At 59.2% G+C, this 19,345-nt stretch carries 17 protein-coding genes; 9 read left to right on the top strand and 8 right to left on the bottom strand.

The features are described from left to right. Positions 1-13: 13 nt before the first annotated feature. Together ONZ54_RS11700 and ONZ54_RS11705 are read right to left on the bottom strand one after the other, a co-directional pair. On the bottom strand, positions 14-1,291 hold the full coding sequence (locus tag ONZ54_RS11700) for a tyrosine-type recombinase/integrase (RefSeq protein ID WP_271786229.1): 1,278 nt from the start codon (positions 1,289-1,291) through the stop codon (positions 14-16). A gap of 300 nt (positions 1,292-1,591) precedes the next feature. Then, positions 1,592-1,912, bottom strand: coding sequence for a YebG family protein (locus ONZ54_RS11705; protein WP_271786230.1), 321 nt, complete (start codon positions 1,910-1,912; stop codon positions 1,592-1,594). A 171-nt stretch (positions 1,913-2,083) separates the two neighbouring features. On the opposite strand from ONZ54_RS11705, the gene ONZ54_RS11710 reads away from it, so the two are divergent. Continuing rightward, positions 2,084-2,980 (top strand): esterase/lipase family protein, encoded by an 897-nt coding sequence (locus tag ONZ54_RS11710; RefSeq protein ID WP_271786231.1) that lies wholly within the window; start codon positions 2,084-2,086, stop codon positions 2,978-2,980. A 49-nt stretch (positions 2,981-3,029) separates the two neighbouring features. Here ONZ54_RS11710 and ONZ54_RS11715 read toward each other — a convergent pair whose 3' ends face one another. After that, positions 3,030-5,000, bottom strand: a complete 1,971-nt coding sequence (locus tag ONZ54_RS11715) for an SDR family oxidoreductase (protein ID WP_271786232.1) — start codon at positions 4,998-5,000, stop codon at positions 3,030-3,032. Positions 5,001-5,245: 245 nt separating this feature from the next. Between ONZ54_RS11715 and ONZ54_RS11720 the strand changes: the two genes are divergently transcribed. The 4 genes from ONZ54_RS11720 (at position 5,246) to ONZ54_RS11735 (ending at position 8,586) form a co-directional block, all read left to right on the top strand. Beyond that, positions 5,246-5,824 carry a phasin family protein gene (locus ONZ54_RS11720; protein WP_021138889.1) on the top strand — a complete coding sequence of 193 codons (579 nt, stop codon included), beginning with the start codon at positions 5,246-5,248 and terminating at the stop codon, positions 5,822-5,824. 93 nt (positions 5,825-5,917) lie between these two features. Then, positions 5,918-7,102, top strand: coding sequence for a patatin-like phospholipase family protein (locus ONZ54_RS11725; RefSeq protein WP_271786233.1), 1,185 nt, complete (start codon positions 5,918-5,920; stop codon positions 7,100-7,102). Between the two features lies 1 nt (position 7,103). Then, the gene (locus ONZ54_RS11730; protein ID WP_265430769.1) at positions 7,104-7,772 is read left to right on the top strand and encodes a TetR/AcrR family transcriptional regulator; all 669 of its coding nucleotides are present in this window, start codon (positions 7,104-7,106) and stop codon (positions 7,770-7,772) included. Between the two features lie 13 nt (positions 7,773-7,785). After that, complete coding sequence (locus ONZ54_RS11735) at positions 7,786-8,586, top strand: tetratricopeptide repeat protein (RefSeq protein ID WP_271786234.1); 801 nt, start codon at positions 7,786-7,788, stop codon at positions 8,584-8,586. 78 nt (positions 8,587-8,664) lie between these two features. Here ONZ54_RS11735 and ONZ54_RS11740 read toward each other — a convergent pair whose 3' ends face one another. Continuing rightward, positions 8,665-10,095: a WS/DGAT/MGAT family O-acyltransferase gene (locus tag ONZ54_RS11740; RefSeq protein WP_271786235.1), complete on the bottom strand. Its 1,431-nt coding sequence runs from the start codon at positions 10,093-10,095 to the stop codon at positions 8,665-8,667. Between the two features lie 306 nt (positions 10,096-10,401). Next, positions 10,402-10,779, bottom strand: coding sequence for a polyhydroxyalkanoic acid system family protein (locus ONZ54_RS11745; RefSeq protein WP_085941456.1), 378 nt, complete (start codon positions 10,777-10,779; stop codon positions 10,402-10,404). Positions 10,780-11,008: 229 nt separating this feature from the next. On the opposite strand from ONZ54_RS11745, the gene ONZ54_RS11750 reads away from it, so the two are divergent. After that, positions 11,009-11,752 carry a DUF8198 family protein gene (locus ONZ54_RS11750; protein ID WP_271786236.1) on the top strand — a complete coding sequence of 248 codons (744 nt, stop codon included), beginning with the start codon at positions 11,009-11,011 and terminating at the stop codon, positions 11,750-11,752. A 75-nt stretch (positions 11,753-11,827) separates the two neighbouring features. Here the strand turns inward: ONZ54_RS11750 and ONZ54_RS11755 are convergent, their stop codons facing one another. The 3 genes from ONZ54_RS11755 to prpB are packed head-to-tail and all read right to left on the bottom strand — an operon-like array spanning position 11,828 to position 15,310. Beyond that, entirely contained in the window at positions 11,828-13,273 is a 1,446-nt protein-coding gene (locus tag ONZ54_RS11755) for a bifunctional 2-methylcitrate dehydratase/aconitate hydratase (protein ID WP_005311521.1), read from the bottom strand. Between the two features lie 10 nt (positions 13,274-13,283). Beyond that, positions 13,284-14,411: a bifunctional 2-methylcitrate synthase/citrate synthase gene (gene prpC, locus ONZ54_RS11760; RefSeq protein WP_125598537.1), complete on the bottom strand. Its 1,128-nt coding sequence runs from the start codon at positions 14,409-14,411 to the stop codon at positions 13,284-13,286. Positions 14,412-14,422: 11 nt separating this feature from the next. After that, positions 14,423-15,310 (bottom strand): methylisocitrate lyase, encoded by an 888-nt coding sequence (gene prpB / locus ONZ54_RS11765; RefSeq protein WP_271788278.1) that lies wholly within the window; start codon positions 15,308-15,310, stop codon positions 14,423-14,425. A 147-nt stretch (positions 15,311-15,457) separates the two neighbouring features. Here prpB and ONZ54_RS11770 point away from each other — a divergent pair, with 147 nt between their 5' ends. From ONZ54_RS11770 to ONZ54_RS11780, 3 genes are all read left to right on the top strand, one after another. Continuing rightward, complete coding sequence (locus ONZ54_RS11770; RefSeq protein ID WP_005311519.1) at positions 15,458-16,090, top strand: paraquat-inducible protein A; 633 nt, start codon at positions 15,458-15,460, stop codon at positions 16,088-16,090. Next, positions 16,068-16,676 (top strand): paraquat-inducible protein A, encoded by a 609-nt coding sequence (locus ONZ54_RS11775; RefSeq protein WP_005311518.1) that lies wholly within the window; start codon positions 16,068-16,070, stop codon positions 16,674-16,676. The genes ONZ54_RS11770 and ONZ54_RS11775 overlap by 23 nt, the downstream gene beginning before the upstream one ends. A 101-nt stretch (positions 16,677-16,777) precedes the next feature. Further along, positions 16,778-19,330 carry an MlaD family protein gene (locus ONZ54_RS11780; protein ID WP_271786237.1) on the top strand — a complete coding sequence of 851 codons (2,553 nt, stop codon included), beginning with the start codon at positions 16,778-16,780 and terminating at the stop codon, positions 19,328-19,330. Positions 19,331-19,345: the final 15 nt, after the last annotated feature.

A 19,345-nucleotide genomic window follows, 5' to 3' on the forward strand; every position in this document is an offset into this window, starting at 1 on the left:
CACCAACACACGTTCATTCATGCAACCTATCAAGCGGTTTATGGTTGGCGCTTTCGTGCCGTTCACTGTTGCCGGTGTGCAGATATTTGGAGGTGGTGTCGATGCTGTCATGACCCGCGTCAGCTTGAACATGGGATAAGGGTCTGCCATTGAGATTGATGTCATGGGTAATGCCGGTGTGGCGAATGGAGTGCGGTGTCAGATTGCACATCTCGGCGGCGTCCTGGGTAAAGCCGTCCTGTTCGGCCAGATTGGCGGCAGTCTGGATCACCGTCATCACCAGTTCACGTAGTTGACGGATACCGAGATTGGCATTGAGCTCTCCCTGTTCACGGCCATGCGCGGCGGCTTTATGGCGTACAAAGAGTGGTGTTTGTTCATTGGGGGCCGGCAATGGCGCTAACCCCAAGAAAGTGCGATAGCGCTTGAGCGCTTCCAGCAATGCCTGAGACACCGCCACAGTACGTCGTTTTCCGCCCTTGCTGCGTGGAATGTAATAGCCCCAGACGCCGGTTTTACCGTCACGGCGAAACTGGCCCATGACGGGCGTAAAACCCGGTCTGGCTGCCACTTCCGAGATGCGCAGATAACAGGCGTACATCAGGCTTATCAGGAAGCGGCTGCGCTCGTGCTGATCCGGTGATTCGGTTGCCAGTCGGTCGGCGGCCTGCATCACGTAGGACCATTGCAACTCACTGAAGGCCTGGCCCTGATCATCTGGTTCCTGCTGGACCGGTCGCTTGACTCGTTGCAGCAGCAGAGCCGGATTTCTGTCCATGTACTCTTCCTGGATCAGAAACTGGAAGAAGGCCGACAGAATGGCGAGCTTGGTCTTCATTGCCTGTTCGCTCAGACGGTATGGCAGCTCGCGGCCCAGCTCCCGTTTGCCGAGGAATGGCCGCCACAACGGATTGGGCAGCCGTTCTCCCCACTCTTTGTCTAGGATGAACTGCGCCACATTGCGGTAAGCAATCAGCTGGTCTGGTGGCGCCTGGCAATAGTCGAGATAGCGCATCATGATGCGCCGGGTCAGGTCTTTCGGGCTGATGGCCAGCTCGCTGAAACACCAGTGCAGAAATGTCGTCAGCTCGCTACGGTACGTTTTGTAGTTGTTCTCGTTATGGCGTTGCTCCAGCAGCCAGTCGACCGCCAGTTCGTAGACGAGGCCTGCATCGGGCACGTCGTTCAGGCTGAGGTTGGCCAGATACTGATTGACCTGGGGATTGCCCGCCTCCAGGTGAGCCAGGCCGTCAAACAGCGGCATGGCGGGTGGAAGTAACATAGAGGTCATGGTGGTGCTTGCTTGGTCTATAGGATGGGAGACGTGTGCTCTGTTCAAAAGCTGATGCCGATAAATGGGGTTATCGGCATCATGATGTGACAAAAAATCCAGCTGTGTGCGATGCTGCATCGGCTGTTGTAACCCGTTTGGGCGACTTTCTATGTTTATTCAATGGATATGCACCTTTGTTCAAAATTTCTCGGGGTAAATATCCGTAAAATTGACTGTAAATTCTTAAATTGTGAATATCTTGGGGTGTTTGAGCTTGCTGTTTCACTGTTTCAACCTAGCGCCCTACTCCCCTTGCCTTCACGCCACGCTCTTGAGGGATTTTCCCTTGGGTTTGTCAGCGTCAGCCTTCTCTTCCATTGGCTGGGGATCCTCTTTGGTACTCACCTGCGCCTTGCCACCGCGCAGTACGTTTTGCAGTACGTCACGCTGTTCGGCCAGGTAGAAGGCCAGGGTCTCTTGCTGTTCGGGTTCCAGATTGACAGGTGCCCCCGCCAGCAAGGTCATCAACTCGTCGGCGGTATCCAGCAGCTTGTCATAGGCATCCGCCTCTTTCTTGCTGGCAAAGGTCATCTTTTCCACTCCCCCACGCACGACAACATATTTGATTTCAACAGCCATAATGGCGTCCTCCTCATGATAGTGAATACAAGTATATGTACGGATATACAGTATTGCAAATATCCAGATAAAGCGGGTGATGATGAGAGACTGTGGCCGATTACGCGGCCATCATCACATTGATGAAAGGGTCATTTGACATCCGCTTTAAGCAAGCTGGATGATGGGCTCATGACGATCACAAGACAACTGCTCATACTGCTGCTGGTTGAGGTGATGCTCCTCGGGGGCATCGCGCATCTGGTCATTGGCCTCTCTCCCCTGCTCTCCCTGCTGTTTGTGGTATTGACGCTATTGGGGCTGCGCTGCCTGGTGGTATTGCTGACCTGGGGGTTCTCCCGCTTCTATCCGGCACCGGCCATCGGTTTGCGGGCCTGGTTACGCATGGTGGTTTGGGAGATGATCGCCTATCTGTTTACCTTCACCTGGTTGCTGCCATTTGAGCGGCTGCTGATGGCGCCGGACAGGCTTACCCCCTCCCCCCTGCCCTTGCTGCTGGTTCACGGTTACGGTTGCAGTCGCGGGATCTGGCGGGTACAAAGAGCCCGTCTGGAAGCGGCCGGTCACGTGGTCGCCACCGTTACCCTGACTCCTCCTTTCGGTCATCTCGATGACATGGTCCCCCTGCTGGCCAAGCGTATCGATGAAGTGCTGGCTGCCACTGGCGCCGCTCAGCTGGTGTTGATTGGCCATAGCATGGGGGGGCTGGTGTGCCGTGACTATCTTGCCCTGGCCGGCGGTGGCAAGGTGGCGCAGCTTATTACCCTGGCGACGCCCCATCAGGGCAGCCAGCTGGCGACCATTGCACTGGGTGACAACGCGCGGGAGATGGAGCCAGGTTCCGGTTGGCTGCAACGCTTTGCCGCCGTGCCGCTGTGTGTGCCCGGAATTTCGGTGCGCACCAGTCATGACAACTTTGTGTTGCCTCAGTCCCGTCAGCTGATGGCGGGCATGGAGGACATAGAGCTCGCAGCCCTTGGCCACCTCTCCCTTATCTACTCGCGCCGTACCACGGCCCTGCTGCTGACCCTGCTTGCCCGCTCCCAGCCAGAAACGAAAAGGGCCTGATTGTTCAGGCCCTTGGTGTTTGTGCTCTCTCTTGATCGATGAAAGCAGGTTAGAAGTGAATGCCCTTGATAAGGGTAGAGACCGCCATCTGATCCGCAGATGCCTTGGACTCGCCGCCCTCTTTGGGATCCGAGAAGGTGCGAAAGCTGGTGTTCATGATCACCTGGGCCACTCGTGGCGCCAGGGCATGGATCACCTGACCGAACACCCCGAGGCGGGTAGCCAGTCGCACATGCTTGTTGATGATGGTGTCGCACACCAGATCGGCGGCCTCTTCCGGTGTCATCATGGGCACCTGCTCATACACCTTGGTCGGCGCCACCATAGGGGTTTTCACCAGCGGCATGTTGATGATGGAGAAGTTGACCCCTTTATCCGCAAACTCGGACGCCGCGGTGCGCACCCAGGCATCGAGCGCCGACTTGGAGGCCACGTAGGCGGAGAAGCGTGGCGCATTGGTCAGCACCCCTATGGAGGAGATGTTGATGATGTGACCCTTCTTCTTCTCGATCATGGTGGGCAGCACCCCCATGATCACCTTGAGGGTGCCGAAGTAGTTGAGCTGCATGGTGCGCTCCAGATCGTGGAAACGATCGAAGGAGTCCTCGATGGCGCGACGGATGGAGCGGCCGGCATTGTTGATGAGGATATCCACCCCGCCATGCTCGGCCACTATCTGTTTGGTAATAGCCTCCCCTTGGGCGAGGTCCGCCATGTCTCCCTGATAGACTTGCAGGGTCAAGCCCTGCTCGGCAAACTCGGCCTGGGTCTGTGCAATCTTGTGCTCGTCCCGGGCAATAGTCAGCACTGTTGCGCCCGCCTCGGCCAACTTTCTTGCGGTGGCCTTGCCGATGCCGGAGGTGGCGCCGGTGATCAGCACCACCTTGCCCTCGACGCGGCCGCGCAGAGTGCGGTCGATGAACAGTTCGGGGTCGAGGTGACGCTCCCAGTAATCCCACAACCGCCAAGCGTAGCTGTGCAGCGGCGGCACTTCAATGCCGGTTCCTTTCAGTACCCGCTGGGCTTCGCGGTTGTCAAAGCGGGTGGGATAGTTGATGAGCCTGAAAATATCCTTGGGCAGACCGAGATCGGCGATGGCTGCATCGCGAATGCGGCGCACCGGCGTCAGTGCCATCAGCATGGCCATCAGGTGGCGGGGAATAAAGCTGAACAGGGCCGCATTGATGCGAATAGCTGGCTCGGGCGCGTGGGCAGCACGGGAGAAGGTGCTCAGCATGTCGCCAACCCGCATCGGATGGGAGTCGGTCAGGTGAAATGCCTTGTTGTCCTCTCCGTCCAGATGGGCGATGTAATCGATGGCATCCACCACGAAGTTGACCGGCACCAGGTTGATGCGACCCCCTTCGACGCCGATGGCGGGCATCCAGGGCGGCAGCAGGCGCCGCAGCTTCTGGATGGTCTTGAAGAAGTAATAGGGGCCATCCACCTTGTCCATCTCGCCTGTGTTGGCATCCCCCACCACTATACCGGGTCGGTAGATGCGCCAGGGGATGGTGCTCTCCTTGCGCACTATGCCCTCGGCCTCGTGCTTGGTCTGGAAATAGGGCATGTCGAGGTGTTCTGCCTCATCGAACATGTCTTCACGAAACAGGCCGTCGAACAGACCGGCCACTGCGATGGAGCTGCAATGATGGAAGCAGCGAGCGCCGAGTCGTTCGGCCAGTTGCAGTGCCTGACGGGTGCCCTCAGTGTTGACCTGCTGCTGAATGCCCGCCTTGGCGTTGAGGTCATAGATGGCAGCGAGATGGAGGAAGTGATCGATATTGCCGACGAGTGGTTCCTGCTCGGTGGCGCTCACGCCGAGTTGGGGATGGGTCATGTCTCCGACGATCGGGATTGCCCTTTGCTCGTCGACTCCCCAGTAAGCCAGCAATTCGGGTACCCGCTCAAGATGGGCTGCGCGCATCAAGAAATGCACCCGGCTATTCGGGCGCTGCAGCAGTTTTTTTATCAGTCGGCGGCCGATAAAACCGCTGCCCCCCGTGATGAAATAGTCCATGGTATTTATTCCCTTACTGATTGGGCTGTTAGTTGTCGTTAGATATATCACGCTTCAATTGGAAATATGCATTCGAACATCATCTTCGTGACCGAGACCAAAATTACCACGACTGCCTGTTCCGTTATTAGGTAGAACCCTCTATTTTTTCCCCATAGACTGAGAATGAAAGCTCAGTAATGCCACAACGAATGTTCCAAGGTTGTTGTCATTACCTCATCCCACTCTCCAGTAAGGAAACAATCATGGCCAAGAAATTGAAATCGCTGGCAAGCTCGGTGACCGACAACCAGCTCACCTCGACCATCAAAGAATCCACCCAGCAGATCTGGCTGGCGGGCTTGGGTGCCTATGCCAAGGCACAAGAGGAAGGGGGCAAGATCTTCGAAGCCCTGGTGCAGGAAGGCGAAGCATTGCAGACCCGCACCCGTCAGAGTGCCGACGAAAAGATCGCGGCCATCACCGACAAGACCACAGGGACCTGGGGCCGTCTGGAACAAGTGTTCGAGGATCGCGTGGCCCGCGCCGTCGCCAGCTTGGGTATCCCGACCCGCAAGGATATCGACAAGCTTTCCAAGCGGATGGCCGAGCTGACCGAAGTAGTACAGCAACTGGTCGATGCACAGGATGACACGGTTGCACCGGCTGCCGAAGCCAAACCTGCCGCCGCCACTGTCGCCAAGAAACCTGCGGCCAGGAAGCCACCGGTGAAAAAGGCTGCAGCCCCCATCGCCAAGGTGAAAGAAGAGGTCAAGGCGTTGGCGTCCGAGGTAGAAAAAGTCGCCAAGGATGTCAAGGAGAAGGGCGAGACCACCCTCTCCTGATCTGACCGGCCAGACCTGCTTGGCCTGGCATAGTGATTGACCGGCCCATGCCCTCTTGCTGGGCCGGTTTTGCTTGAGAAGGGAGGCTGTGTCATGAGCACGATTGCGATTGCCCTCGCCGGAGGGGGTCCTCTGGGGGGGATTTACGAGATCGGAGCCTGCGCCGCCCTTGCCGACAGTATCAAGGGGCTGCGTTTCGAACAGGCCGATATTTATGTGGGGGTCAGTTCCGGTGCCGTCGTTGCCTCGGCGCTGGCCAATGGCATTTCCCCCGACAAGTTGGTGCGGATCCTGCTAAGCGATGACAGCAGCGAGTTTTTCGACCCATCTACCCTGCTGCGCCCCGCTTTCGGTGAATACCTTGACCGACTGACCTCACTGCCGCCATTGGCGTGGGAGTGTCTGGCCGATTACCTCTCCGCCCCCTGGAAAAAAAGCTTGCTCGGTTCCTTGCAAGGCATGTCCAAAGCGATCCCGACCGGTTTGTTTGACAGCCGCGGGGTGGATCGCTTCCTGACCCAATTTTTCTCTCGCCGTGGTCGCAGCAATGACTTTCGCAAACTCAAGAGCCGCCTGTTCGTCATCGCCACCGAGCTCGACACAGGCCGCGCCGTGGCATTTGGCAGCCCGGGGCTCGACGATGTGCCCATTTCGGCGGCGGTACAAGCCTCTGCTGCCCTGCCCGGCCTGTTTCCACCGTCATTGATCAATGGCCGTCACTATGTGGACGGTGCGCTGATCAAGACGCTGCATGCCTCTGTGGCGCTGCAGGAGGGAGCCGATCTGGTGTTTTGCATCAATCCGCTGGTGCCGTTCGATGCGGGGATCGCCAGCGAGCGCCCCGCCAATCTGGTGGACAGTGGTTTGCCTGTGGTGCTGGCCCAGACCTTTCGCGCCATCATACATTCGCGCATGCACGTGGGAATGGATCGCTACAAGCATCAGTACCCGGATGCCGACGCCTTGCTGTTCGAGCCATCCCAGGCTGATGGCGAAATGTTTTTTGCCAATGTGTTCAGCTATCGGGATCGCCGCCACCTGTGCGAGCACGCCTTCCAGCATACCCGTCGTGATCTGTGGCAGCGCCGGGCCGAACTTGGCCCCATCCTCGCCAAACATGGGCTTGAGCTCAATCTGGGGGCGCTGGCCGATCAGCAGCGCTCCCTGCTCACTCCGGGAACTGGCTCGGTCGCGGCACTGGATGCCTCCCTGACCCAATTGCAACATTGGTTGACCCACCGTTATGGCGGCAAGGGCCGCCGGCAACCGAAGGAGTAGCATGGACAGCAAACCAAAGCGGCGAACGCGGGAGCGGATCCTGGCCACCGCCCTCACCCAGTTCAACCTGCTGGGTGAGCCGACCGTCACCACCTCCGCCATCGCGGCCGAGCTGGAGATGAGTCCGGGCAATCTCTATTACCACTTTCACAATAAGGAGGAGATAGTCAACGCCCTGTTCGGTGAATTCGAACAGGAGATGGCTCATCTGCTCGACACCGTCACCCCTCCGCTGGATGAAACAGAAGATATCTGGTTCTTCTTGCACCTGATGTTCGAACTCATCTGGAAATATCGCTTCTTCTACTACGACATCAGCACCCTGATGAGCGGCAATCACAAGGTGGAGCTGCGCTTCTCTGCTCTGCTTCGGCGCAAGGAACAGACCGCTGCCGCCATTTGTCACAGCCTGTCCGGCAGTGGCTTGCTGCAGGGCAGCGACGCCCAGATCGCTGCCCTGGCGGCCAATATCGCGCTGGTGGGCACCTTCTGGATCTCCTATCAACGGGCACTGCACCCGCGGGCCGATGCCGACATCGCTCTCGGGGTGTTTCAGGTAATGCAGCTGGTGGCCCCTCGTCTGCGGCCCAATGCCCGTGCACATCTGGATGCCATCGCCATGCATTACTGCCCGTCCCTTGCGACGAGGGCACCCAATTCCAATTTTTAACAGGGAGCACAACATGACCATTTCACATCAAAAATTGTCCGAGTTCACCCCGTTCCCCTGGCCGGACGCGGCCTATGACTACGCGGGGGCGGGCCTCAAGCAACATTGGGCTCGCCTGCATCAGGGGGATGCAGAACCCTGGCCTCAAGACGCTCAGGTGCAGGCGGCCTGGCGTGCCTACCATGCCGGTGACTTCGGTCAGGCGGTGGCATTGGGGAATGCGGCGGGGGACGCTGGCCTCAACGTGGTGAACAAGGCGCTGGTGATCCACGCCAGCTACCTGCTGGATGACAAGTACGCCAAGCGGGCGGCATTCGAGCTGGCCGCCAGCAACGCCGAACAGCTGCAAAAGCGTCAGCCCGACAATGCCAACGGCTGGTATTTCCACGCCCTGGCGCTGGGTCGCTATAGCCAGGTGATCTCGGTCTCCAAGGCCCTGTCACAAGGGATAGGTGACAAGATAAAAACCAGCCTGGAAAAAGCACTGACACTGGCCCCCGAGCATGCCGAGGCCCACATCGCCTTCGGTGCCTGGCATGCGGAGATCATCGACAAGCTGGGCGCCATGATCGGCGGGATCACCTATGGTGCCAAAAAAGACGAAGCTGAGCGTCACTTCAAGGCTGCATTGGCCATAGTGCCCCACTCCGCCATCGCCCGCATGGAATACGCCAATGCCATGGTGATGATGCATGGCAAGAGCAAGATGGCGGCGGCCGAAGCGCTCTATGCCGAGGCTGCCGAGTGTGAGCCCATGGATGCCATGGAGCGGCTCGATGTGGAAGCGGCCCGTGAGGAGCTGGAGGACGAGTAACACCGCCTTGTGGCCATGAAAGGGGCCAACCCAAGGGTTGGCCTCTTTGTTTCTTGCCAGACAACTTGCTCGGTACGCTTAGCCTCCTTGCAGCAGTTGCTCGAGTACCGCAGGGTCATAGATCAGATCCGGTTCCATCAGCACCAGCAACAGCAGTTGTTCAAACTCCACGGCAAAGCGGTCGACGATAAGGTCGGGATCCGGCACCCGCTTCTTGTCGGTGATGAGGCCAAGTTGCACCTTGTTGTCATAGGAGAGAATGGATACACCGACACCTATATCACCCGCCTGGGGCACCCAGAACAGGGGCTGGCGCAGACGGGCACCGGCCAGATAGAGGGTCTGCTGGGGACCGGGCACATTGGTGATGACGGCGCTGGCCTTGGCCGAGAGAATATCGATGCTCTGCTGTTGCAAGGCCTTGGGGGCCATGCCCATTACCTCCAGCAGGTTCAGCACCACGGCGGGTTGCAGGGAGGACTTGAGCGCCTGCATCCGCTCTCGCACCGCATGCAGCCGTTGCAACGGGTGTTCGATATCCAGAGGCAAGTCCAGGGCCACCAGCCCGAACCGGTTGCCAAGGGCACCGTTGTCGTCGGGGGCGCGCATGTTGACCGGCACCAGGGCCCGTATTGCGACGCCATCGGCGTCATCCCCTTTCTCAATCAGATAGTGGCGAAGCGCTCCTGCAGTGGCGGCAATCAGCAGATCGTTGACCGAACAGCCGAGCACCCGTCCTACCGCCTTCACATCCGGTAGCGGTATCTGTTCAGACCAGGCCACCCGCTTGGTGCTGCCGGTCTCCCCTTTCAGTCGGGTCTTTGCATCGTCGGAGAGGGTGGCGATGGTGTAGAGCTCGGCGGTCACATCCCGGCTTATCTTGAGGTAGTCCATCGCCTTGGTGGGATGGGTAAGTAGTTCGACATACTTGGACCAGAGGGTGCCGGTCAGCTTGAGACCGGCTCGCAGCAGGCGACTGCCCTGATGAGCGTCGTGGTCGTCATCATGGTCGCTGGCCAGGGGCTCGGGCTGCGGGCGCGGCGCGGACACCGGGCTCTCATCCATCATGGTGAGCAGAGCGCGCACCAGGGAGAATCCATCTCCCATGGCATGATGAAAGCGAACCACCAGCGCCTGACCACCGAGGGAGGTATCCACCAGGTGCATCTCCCACAGGGGGCGCTGATGGTTGAGCGGGGTGGAGGCAAAGTCGGCCACCAGCCGCTCCAGCTCGGCCTTGCCAGCCTTGCCCGGCAGGATCACCCGCTTGAGGTGCAAATCGAGATCGAAATCGGGATCGTCACGCCAGTAGTACTCACCCCCCTCCAGGCTGGCCTTTTGGTGAAATCTGGGCTGTACCCGTATGGTGTACTCGAGACTGGTGCGCAGCTGGGCCTCGTCGAGCTGACCGTCAAACATCAGCACACCGACGATTTGCATCAAATTGTTGGGTCTGTCCATCCGCAGCCAGGCGGTATCGACACAGGAGATAAGTTCACACGGTGACATGGTTTTTCCCTACCGTTTCGCTTATTTGTCCGCCATCTTCCCATGAAGACAGCAATATCGATGGCGAACAAACAGGAGTCGTATATGTTGGTGCCAATACGCTTCGATTAATTATTTCTGCCTGGGCATAATGAAACGTGGCGACGTGAACATGGCATCGTAAAAAATAATTGATCCGCTCGTCTTGTCTCCGGTTTATTTGTTATTCGGAGGTCGTCGCATCGTTCAGTTAATATACAGATGTGCTGTCTGGCATCTATTTTCGGCGACAGACAGACAGAGCGAGTGTTGATGTTCCTGTACGGCTTATCCCTGACTGGGACAAGGCAGGCGGTTATCGACATATTCGAGGATCTCCTGCTCCAGCACGCTGCGTACCGGCAGCAGCATCAGGCCGAGGCGCACCTCCAGTTGCAGGTTTGTGTCGGTCAGGCAGAGAAAGCCATTGACCCCGGCACCGCGAAACAGCAACCGGGTCTCTTCCTCATCTTCCCATTCACAGTCGAGTTGATACTCCTCGCTCATGTCTTGTGCAATGGCTTCGGCGGCGAGCCGCACACCGGCCAGCCCCAGGGGGTGCTGGCGATTGACCTGGATGGTCGACAGGCTGCTGCCGACAAGGGGATCGTATAGGAACATGCTAACTCTCTGAGCGATGACAACATTTATTGATATTAAACACATGAATCAAACAAGTGAAAGCCATTTGCAACATAATTGGGACTCACTTAACAAAGCCGCTTGAGCAAGGGCACGACGCATTTATCCCCTGCCCGCCCGCGAGTTACACTCAAGGAGAAGGATGTATCGGCGCGGTAGTGCACGCTACTATCCGCCTCACTATCCACTTATCATGTTCCCTGTTTTTATCGGTTCGCCAAGCCATTCGTTGCAGGTCACCAGAGAGCTGAATATGACCCAAGAGACACGCCTATCCGATGATCCGCAGTCCGAAGACGAGAGCACACTGGGGCGGCTCTATCGTCAGCTCAATCGGGTCGCCTCCCTGCGCGAGCAGATGCGTAACCACCCGGAAGATCAGCAAGACAGAGACAGATTGCGTCAATGGCAGGCAGATCGCTTGGGGCGCACCCACAGGGATTTGCTGGAGAGCGAGCGCTACGGCCCGGCCGCCGAATTTTTCCTGACGGATCTCTATGGCCCCGGGGATTGTGCCCGGCGCGATGCGGACGTGATGCGCGTCATGCCGACCGCCGAGCGATTGCTGCCGGAATCGGGCCTCAAGGTGCTGGCCCAGGCGATTGAGCTTGACGCTCTCTCCGAGGAGCTCGACTACCTGATGGTGGTGGCGCTGCGTCGAAGTAGCGCCATAGGCCGGCTGACGGCAGCGGCTTATGCCCTCGCCTATCGGGAGGTGGGCGAACCCGAGCGGCGCGCCCATCAGATAACCCTGGTCACAGAGCTGGGAATGACGCTGGACAGGTTGGCCCGCAAGCCTTTCCTTGGCACCACCCTCAAACTTGTCTCTGGGCCAGCTCATCTGGCGGGGCTCGGCGAGCTTTTCTCTTTTGTCGAGCGGGGCTATCGGGTCTGCCATCAGATGGGGCGGGCCAACGAGTTTCTGGAAACCATCGCCAGCCGGGAAACAACCATCATGACGGCGCTGTTTGACGGGGATGCCAGCGTGCTGGCCTGACTGGCGGCGCGTGACGCTCCAATAAGAAGCGGGCCCCTGCGGCCCGCGTCTATTTCTGGTGGGGAAAGCTGCGGATCAGATCACCAGCAGATCCATAAAGGCGTGGACTGGTGTGCTGGCCAGCTGCTTGCCATCCTGGCAGAGGGCGAGAATATCGTGCACCCGTTTGGCCGGGAAGCGTGTCGCCAGATTGTGCTGGAATTTTTCCACCAGCAGGGGGATCCCCTCCTCACGCCGGCGACGATGGCCAACCGGATATTCCACCTCGACCTTGGCGCTGTGGCTGCCATCCTTGAAGAAGACCTGGATGGCATTGGCGATGGAGCGTTTGTCTGCCTCCAGATATTCGCGGCTGTAGCGTTTATCTTCCTGTACCACCATCTTGGCGCGCAGGGCATCGATACGGGGATCGGCGGCCACGTCATCTTCATAGTCCTCGGCTATCAGGCGCCCGAAGATGAGCGGCACGGCTACCATGTATTGCAGGCAGTGATCCCGATCCGCCGGGTTGTTGAGTGCCCCCACCTTGCTGATTATGCGAATGGCTGATTCATGGGTGGTGAGCTCGATGCGGTCGATCTCATCCAGTCGCCCCTTCACCTCCTCATGCAACTTCATGGCGCACTCGACGGCGGTCTGGGCATGGAACTCGGCCGGATAGGCGATCTTGAACAACACGTTCTCCATCACATAGCTGCCATAGCCCTGATGCAGAGCGAACTGGTTGCCCTTGAACAGCACATCGTAGAAGCCCCACTTGGGTGCGCTCAGTACGCCGGGATAGCCCATCTCGCCGCTCATGGTGATGAGCGCCAGACGCACGGCGCGCGATGTCGCATCCCCAGCCGCCCAGCTCTTGCGCGATCCCGCGTTGGGGGCGTGGCGATAGGTGCGCAGGCTCTGGCCATCGACCCAGGCCTGGGAGATGGCATCGATCACCTGATCGCGATTGCCCCCCAGCATATGGGTCACCACGGCGGTACTGGCGACCTTCACCAGCACAACGTGATCGAGCCCGACCCGGTTGAAGGAGTTCTCCAGCGCCAGCACGCCCTGGATCTCGTGAGCCTTGACCATGGCGGTCAGCACATCGGCCATGGTGAGCGGCGCCTTGCCCTCGGCGACGCGAGTGCGCGACAGCCAGTCAGCGGTAGCCAGAATCCCTCCCAGGTTGTCGGAAGGATGGCCCCACTCGGCGGCCAGCCAGGTGTCGTTGTAATCGAGCCAGCGAATGATGGCGCCTATGTCCCAGGCCGCCTTGACCGGATCGAGGCAGAGCTGGGTGCCGGGTACCCGGGCACCGTGAGGTACCAGAGTGCCGGGGACTATGGGCCCCAGATGCTTGGTGCACTCGGGAAAGCGCAGCGCCAGCAGGCCGCAGCCCAGGGTATCCATCAGGCAGTAGCGGGCTGTATCGAGCGCCGCCTGGCTGGTAATGGGGTGGTTGCAGACATAATCGGCAATATCGACCAGCACCTGATCGGGAGAAGGTCTGTGGTTGACGTCGACGTTGGCGGACATCGTGATTTCCTTATCGTTGTTGCAAAGAGACGAAATGACGGGGGGCCGGGCCGACGTAATCGGCGCTCGGGCGAATGATCCTGTTATGTTCCCGCTGCTCCATCACGTGGGCGCACCAGCCGGTGACCCGCGAGCAGACAAAGATGGGCGTGAACAGCTTGGTTGGTATCCCCATGTAGTGGTAAGCGCTGGCGTGGAAGAAATCGGCATTGGGGAACAAGGCTTTCTCCTCCCACATCACCTTCTCCGCCTCGCAGGAAACGCGATAAAGACGTGAGTCTCCCACCGCCTCGGCAAGTTTTTCCGACCACTCCTTGATGATGACGTTGCGGGGATCCGAGGTGCGATAGACGGCGTGGCCAAAGCCCATGATCTTCTCCTTGGCGATGAGTTTCGCCTGCAGCTCGCGCCGGGCCTGGGCTTCATCCTGCCAGGGCTCGATCATCGCCATGGCGGCCTCGTTGGCCCCACCGTGCAGCGGCCCGCGCAGGGTACCGATGGCGGCGGTAATACAGGAGAACATATCGGAAAGCGTGGAGGCACAGACCCGGGCTGCGAAGGTGGAGGCGTTGAACTCATGCTCCGCATAGAGAATGAGGGAGACATGCATGACGCGGCGCGCCAGCTCGCTCGGGGCTTTCTGGTGCAGCAGGGCCAGAAAGTGGCCACCGATGCACTCCTCATCGGTATCGAGCGCAATGCGCAGCCCTTCGTGGCTGAACTTGTACCAGTAGAGCAGTATGCCAGGGAAGGCCGCCAGCAGCCGATCAGCCACTTCATGCTCGTGCTCGAAGCCATCTTCCGGTTCCAGATCGCCGAGCATGGAACAACCGGTACGCAACACATCCATGGGATGGGCAGTGGCAGGGATGCGCTCAAGCACCTCCAGCAGCGCGGTGGGCAAAGTGCGCAGGCGGCGCAGCTCGCGCTTGTAGTCCACCAGTTGTTGTTCACTGGGCAAGGCTCCCTTGAGCAGCAGATAGGCGACCTCTTCAAACTGGGCGCCCTCTGCCAGTTCCTTGATGTCATAGCCGCGATAGGTGAGCCCGGTACCGCTCTTGCCCACGGTGCAAATGCTGGTCTCCCCCGCGCTCTGACCCCGCAGGCCGGCGCCGCCCAATGGCTTCTGTTGTCCCATAACCTTGCCTCCTAATCCCTGGATGTGAACAGACGATCCAGTGTCTGCTCGTAATGGTGATAGCCGAGGAAGTCATACAAGGCTTCCCGGGTCTGCATTGTGTCCACGACGGCTCTTTGGTGGCCATCCTGGCGAATGTGCTGATAGACGTTGAGCGCGGCCTGATTGGCTGCCCGGCTGGCACTCAGGGGATAGAGCACCATGTCGACCCCATGCTTGGCGAGCGCCTCTTTATCAAACAACTCGGTCTGGCCGAACTCTGTCATATTGGCGAGGATGGGCACCCCGGCCGCCTGCTTGAAGCGATCATATTGACCGAGCTCGGTCACCGCCTCGGCGAAGATCATGTCGGCCCCGGCGGCCACATAAGCGGCGGCGCGCTCCAGCGCAGAGCCAATCCCCTCCACTGCCAGTGCATCGGTACGCGCCATGATGACGAAGTCATGATCCTCACGGGCATCTACCGCCGCCTTGATGCGATCGCACATCTCCTCCAGCGTAACCACCGCCTTGTTGGGTCTGTGGCCGCAGCGTTTCTGGGCGACCTGATCTTCCATGTGTACAGCCCCCACCCCTGCCCGCTCGAACGCGCGAATGGTGCGGGCGATATTGAAGGCGCCGCCCCAGCCGGTGTCGATGTCGACCAGCAGTGGCACCTTGGTCGCTGCGGTGATCCTTTCTGCGTCGATCAGTACGTCATTGAGGGAGGTCATGCCGAGATCCGGCAGGCCATGGGAGGCATTGGCCACACCGGCACCGGAGAGATAGAGGGCCGCAAAGCCGCTACGTTCGGCCATCAGGGCCATGTAGGCATTGATGGTGCCGACGATCTGCAGTGGCCGTTCGTTGGCAAGGGCGGTGCGAAAACGCAGGCCTGCCGAAGGGGTAAGGCTGGACATCATGACTCCTTTCATTTGTCTGGTCTGACTATCTAATATCACGTTTACGTTAACGTCAATCATACTTTCGTGGCAGAACGGCGCCAGGCAAGACAGGGCGCGGGTTTTAGGGTAAATTTCACCAATTCCTTCAACAGGTTGAATCGTATGTCGGATCCCAATCCCGTGATCGTCTGCCCGGCTTGCGACTTGCTGATCGAACGCAAGTTATTGCCAATGCGACGCCACGCTCACTGTCCTCGTTGCCATCAGCATCTGTATGGACGCTACGCCTTTCGCCCCTCCCAGTTGATGGCCCTGACCATCACAGGTTTTCTGCTGCTGCCCTCCGCCTTCTTCGAACCGCTTATCTACCTGCGTCTGGCCGGGGTGAACTCGGATGCCAACTTGCTCAAGGGCATCCTGGTGCTGATGGTCGAACACGAATTCTGGGTGGCGGGACTGGTGCTCTGGTGCGCCGTGCTGGCACCGGTGGGCCTGCTGCTCGGGATCTTTTTGCTGTCCTGTGGCCTGGCCAAGCGCTGGCACATACTGGCCCCGACCCTTAAAGCGGTGGAGGTGTTTCGTCACTGGGCCATGCTGGAGGTCTACATCGTCAGCCTGCTGGTCGCGCTGTTCAAACTGATCGATATTGCCGATGTGCGCCTGGGGGGCGGCTTGTTGAGTCTGGGTATTCTGATGCTGCTCAACATGACACTGCTGACCCTGTTTGATCCCGCGCCTTACTGGGAGCGCGTGCCACTGGAGGAGCCGGAACATGACCCAGACCAGCGCCCGTGAGCTGGGGCTCTGCCGCTGTCACAGCTGCGGTTTGCTGGTTCGCCATCAGGCCGGCGCAGTTTGCCCCCGCTGCCACAGCAAGTTGCAGTTGCGCATCCCCCATTCGCTGGCCTGGTCATGGGGCTTGCTGGCACTGGCCACCTTCATGTTGCTGCCCGCCAATCTGCTGCCCATCACCCACTTCTATAACAAGGGATTATTGCAGTCCGATACCATCTTCAGCGGTATCATGATGCTCTATCGCAGCAAGATGTCGGGGATCGCCACCATAGTGCTGACCGCCAGCATCATAGTGCCGGTGGGCAAAATTTTGGGGCTGGGCTGGATCTGCTGGCAGTTGCAGCGCACCAAGCCGGTGCGGCGCAAGCGTCAGCTCATCATGTATCGCATCATCGATTTTATCGGCCGCTGGTCCATGCTGGATTTGTTTGTCATCTCGCTGATGGTGGCGTTGGTTGATCGCGGCGTGCTGCTCAATGTGCGGGCGGGCCCCGGCGCCACGGCGTTTGCCTGCGTAGTGGTGCTGACCATGATGTCGGCCAGAATGCTGGATACCCGGCTGCTGTGGGACAAAGCGGCCCGCTGATACCCCTTGGATTATCTCCCTTTCTGTTTTGGACAAGGTGACTTGTTGATGATTTGTTTGTATCTGAAGTGCTGTTCACATCAGCCAATTAAGGAGTCGGTATGATCGGGGCTGAACCCGTCATTGAGAAGCGTCGCTGGTTATCGCCAGTCTGGTTGTTGCCCTTCATTGCCCTCTTGCTGGCGGTCGGGTTCATCTACCAGCAGTTTGCGAGCAGTGGACAACTTATTCGCATCAATTTTGCCCAGGGCAACGGCATTCTGCCAGGCAAGACCCAGCTGCGCTATCAGGGGGTGGCCATAGGGGTGGTGCAGGATCTGGAGCTGGCTGAAGATGGCCACAAGATAGCGGTACTGGCCAAGATAGACAGCCGAGCCCGTTCGCTTATCCGCAAAGGCTCCGACTTCTGGCTGGTGAGCCCCAAGGCATCGCTGACCGAAATTTCCGGCCTCGATACCCTGGTCTCCGGCAACTACATCAACCTGCAGCCCGGCCGGGACAACAATCCGCTGGAAGAGGAGTTTGATGCACTGGATGGCCCTCCCCCGGGTTATCAGGCTCAAGGGCGCATGTTGCACCTGACTGCTGACTCGCTGGGGTCGGTCGGGATTGGCGCCAGGCTTTATTTCCGTGGTATCGAAGTGGGTAGCGTCATCAATACCCGCTTGGGCCAGGACAACCAGAACGTGATCCTGGATCTGGTGATCGAGCCTCGCTTCGAGCACCTCGTCAAGGCTGACACCCGTTTCTGGAACATCAGCGGCATCAAGGGGTCCTTCAGTCTGGCCGGCGTCAGTGTGGAGGCGGGCAGCCTCACCTCCATCCTCAGCGGCGGCATAGCATTTGACTCTCCCAAAGCATCGCCAGAGCCGGAAAAGGGGCAGACCTTCACCCTCTACAAGGGGCTGGCCGAGGCCGCCCGTGGTGAGCCTATCGATATAGCCGCGGGGGATCTGCCCATCAAGGAGGGAATGCCCATCCTCTATGAGGGGATCGAAATTGGCCGTATTGACCCCATTCGCCTGACCGACAAGGGCCGGATTGTGACGGCTTTGATCAACCCGGAACAAGCATTTCGGATCACCGGCGAAAGCCGGCTGGTCTGGGAGACAGTTTCCCTCGGCGCCAGTGGTCTCAAGCACGCTGATCGCCTGCTGGCAGGGCCTGCCATTCGCCTCGACTATGTGGCGGGGGAAAGGGTCAAAGCCATCACCTTGAGCGGCCAGGATCAGGTCAGCGGCACCCGACTCACACTGTTGGCCGATGATCTGGCGGGCCTCAATGAAGGGGCTCCGCTCTGGTACAAGGGGTTGCAGATTGGTCAGATAAACCAGCTGAGCCTGGATGCAAACGGCAATGCCAGCGTCGCTCTGGTGGTCAATACGCAATATCAGCACTTGCTGAAACAGGCCCGTTTCTATCGGGCGTCACCACTGCAGATCGATGCCGATCTTAGCGGTATCAAGGTGGAAACCAGCCCGGCCAGCGCCTGGATTGGCGGCGGTATCAAGCTGGTGCAGGCCGTCACCGGTGAGCGCATCAACCGCCTCTACCCGAGCCAGGAGCTGGCATTGCTCGGTACTCGTGATGCCAAGCCTCAGCGCTGGTTGCTCAAGGCAGAGCAGGCAGATGGTATCGGCATCGGCTCACCCGTGCTCTATCTGGGACTTGAGGCGGGCAAGGTCAAGCAACTGCGCGCAGCCAAAGAAGGGGTGGAGATCGAGCTGGAGATTGACGGCGTTTATGCCCCCCTGCTCTCCCGGCAGCCGCAGTTCTGGAAAAAACCCGCCCTGGATACCCGGGTGCGCGTCGATGGCGTACACGTCAAGGTGGGCAATCTTGCGACCCTGCTACGCGGTGCCATCGAGTTTGACAGGCTGGGAACCGGCCGCAGCAGCCATCAACTGTTTGATAGCAAAGAGCAGGCACGGGCGAAAGTGCGCGCCCTCTCCCTGGTGGCCGACAACAATCCGGGTCTGGGGGTCGGCAGCCCGATCCGCTATCGCGGTGTCGACATCGGCAAGATTGAGCAAATTGAGCTGGAGCCATCGCTGGGTCAGGTGATCTTCAAGGCCGAGCTGGATGGTCAGTATGCGGAGCGCTTTATGCAATCCGGTGCCCGCTTTACCCTGGTACAAGCCAAGCTGGGATTGGGCGGCATAGCTCACCTCGATACCCTGATCAAGGGAGCCTTCGTGGAGGCTCAGCCAGGCCAGGGGGCGGGCAAGGACCGTTTTCCCTTGAGTCAGACGGGCCCGGTTGGGCTGGCCTTGACCCTCAAGAGCCCGTCAGTCAGCGGCTTGAGTGTTGGCAGCCCCTTGCTGTTTCGCAAACTGGTTGTTGGTAGCGTCACAGGCGTGGCGTTGGCGCGTGATGGCAGCGAAGTGTTGATCGATGTGAGCGTTGATCAGGAGTATGCCCACCTGGTTCGGGCCAACACCCGCTTCTGGAACGTCTCCGGCGTCAAGGCCGACATAGGTTTGACCGGGGGCACCATCGAAGTGGAAACCGTGCAGAGCCTGCTGGCGGGCGGCATTGCCTTCAATACCCCGGAGCGGGAGATGGGGCCGACCGTCAAGGCGGGCCATCGTTACCCCTTGCATGGCAAGGCAGAGAAAGAGTGGCTGGAGTGGAGCCCTCGCATTCTACCCTGATCGTCTCTTGCCTAT

The sequence above is a fragment of the Aeromonas salmonicida genome, from assembly GCF_028355655.1.
Lineage (GTDB): Bacteria > Pseudomonadota > Gammaproteobacteria > Enterobacterales > Aeromonadaceae > Aeromonas > Aeromonas salmonicida.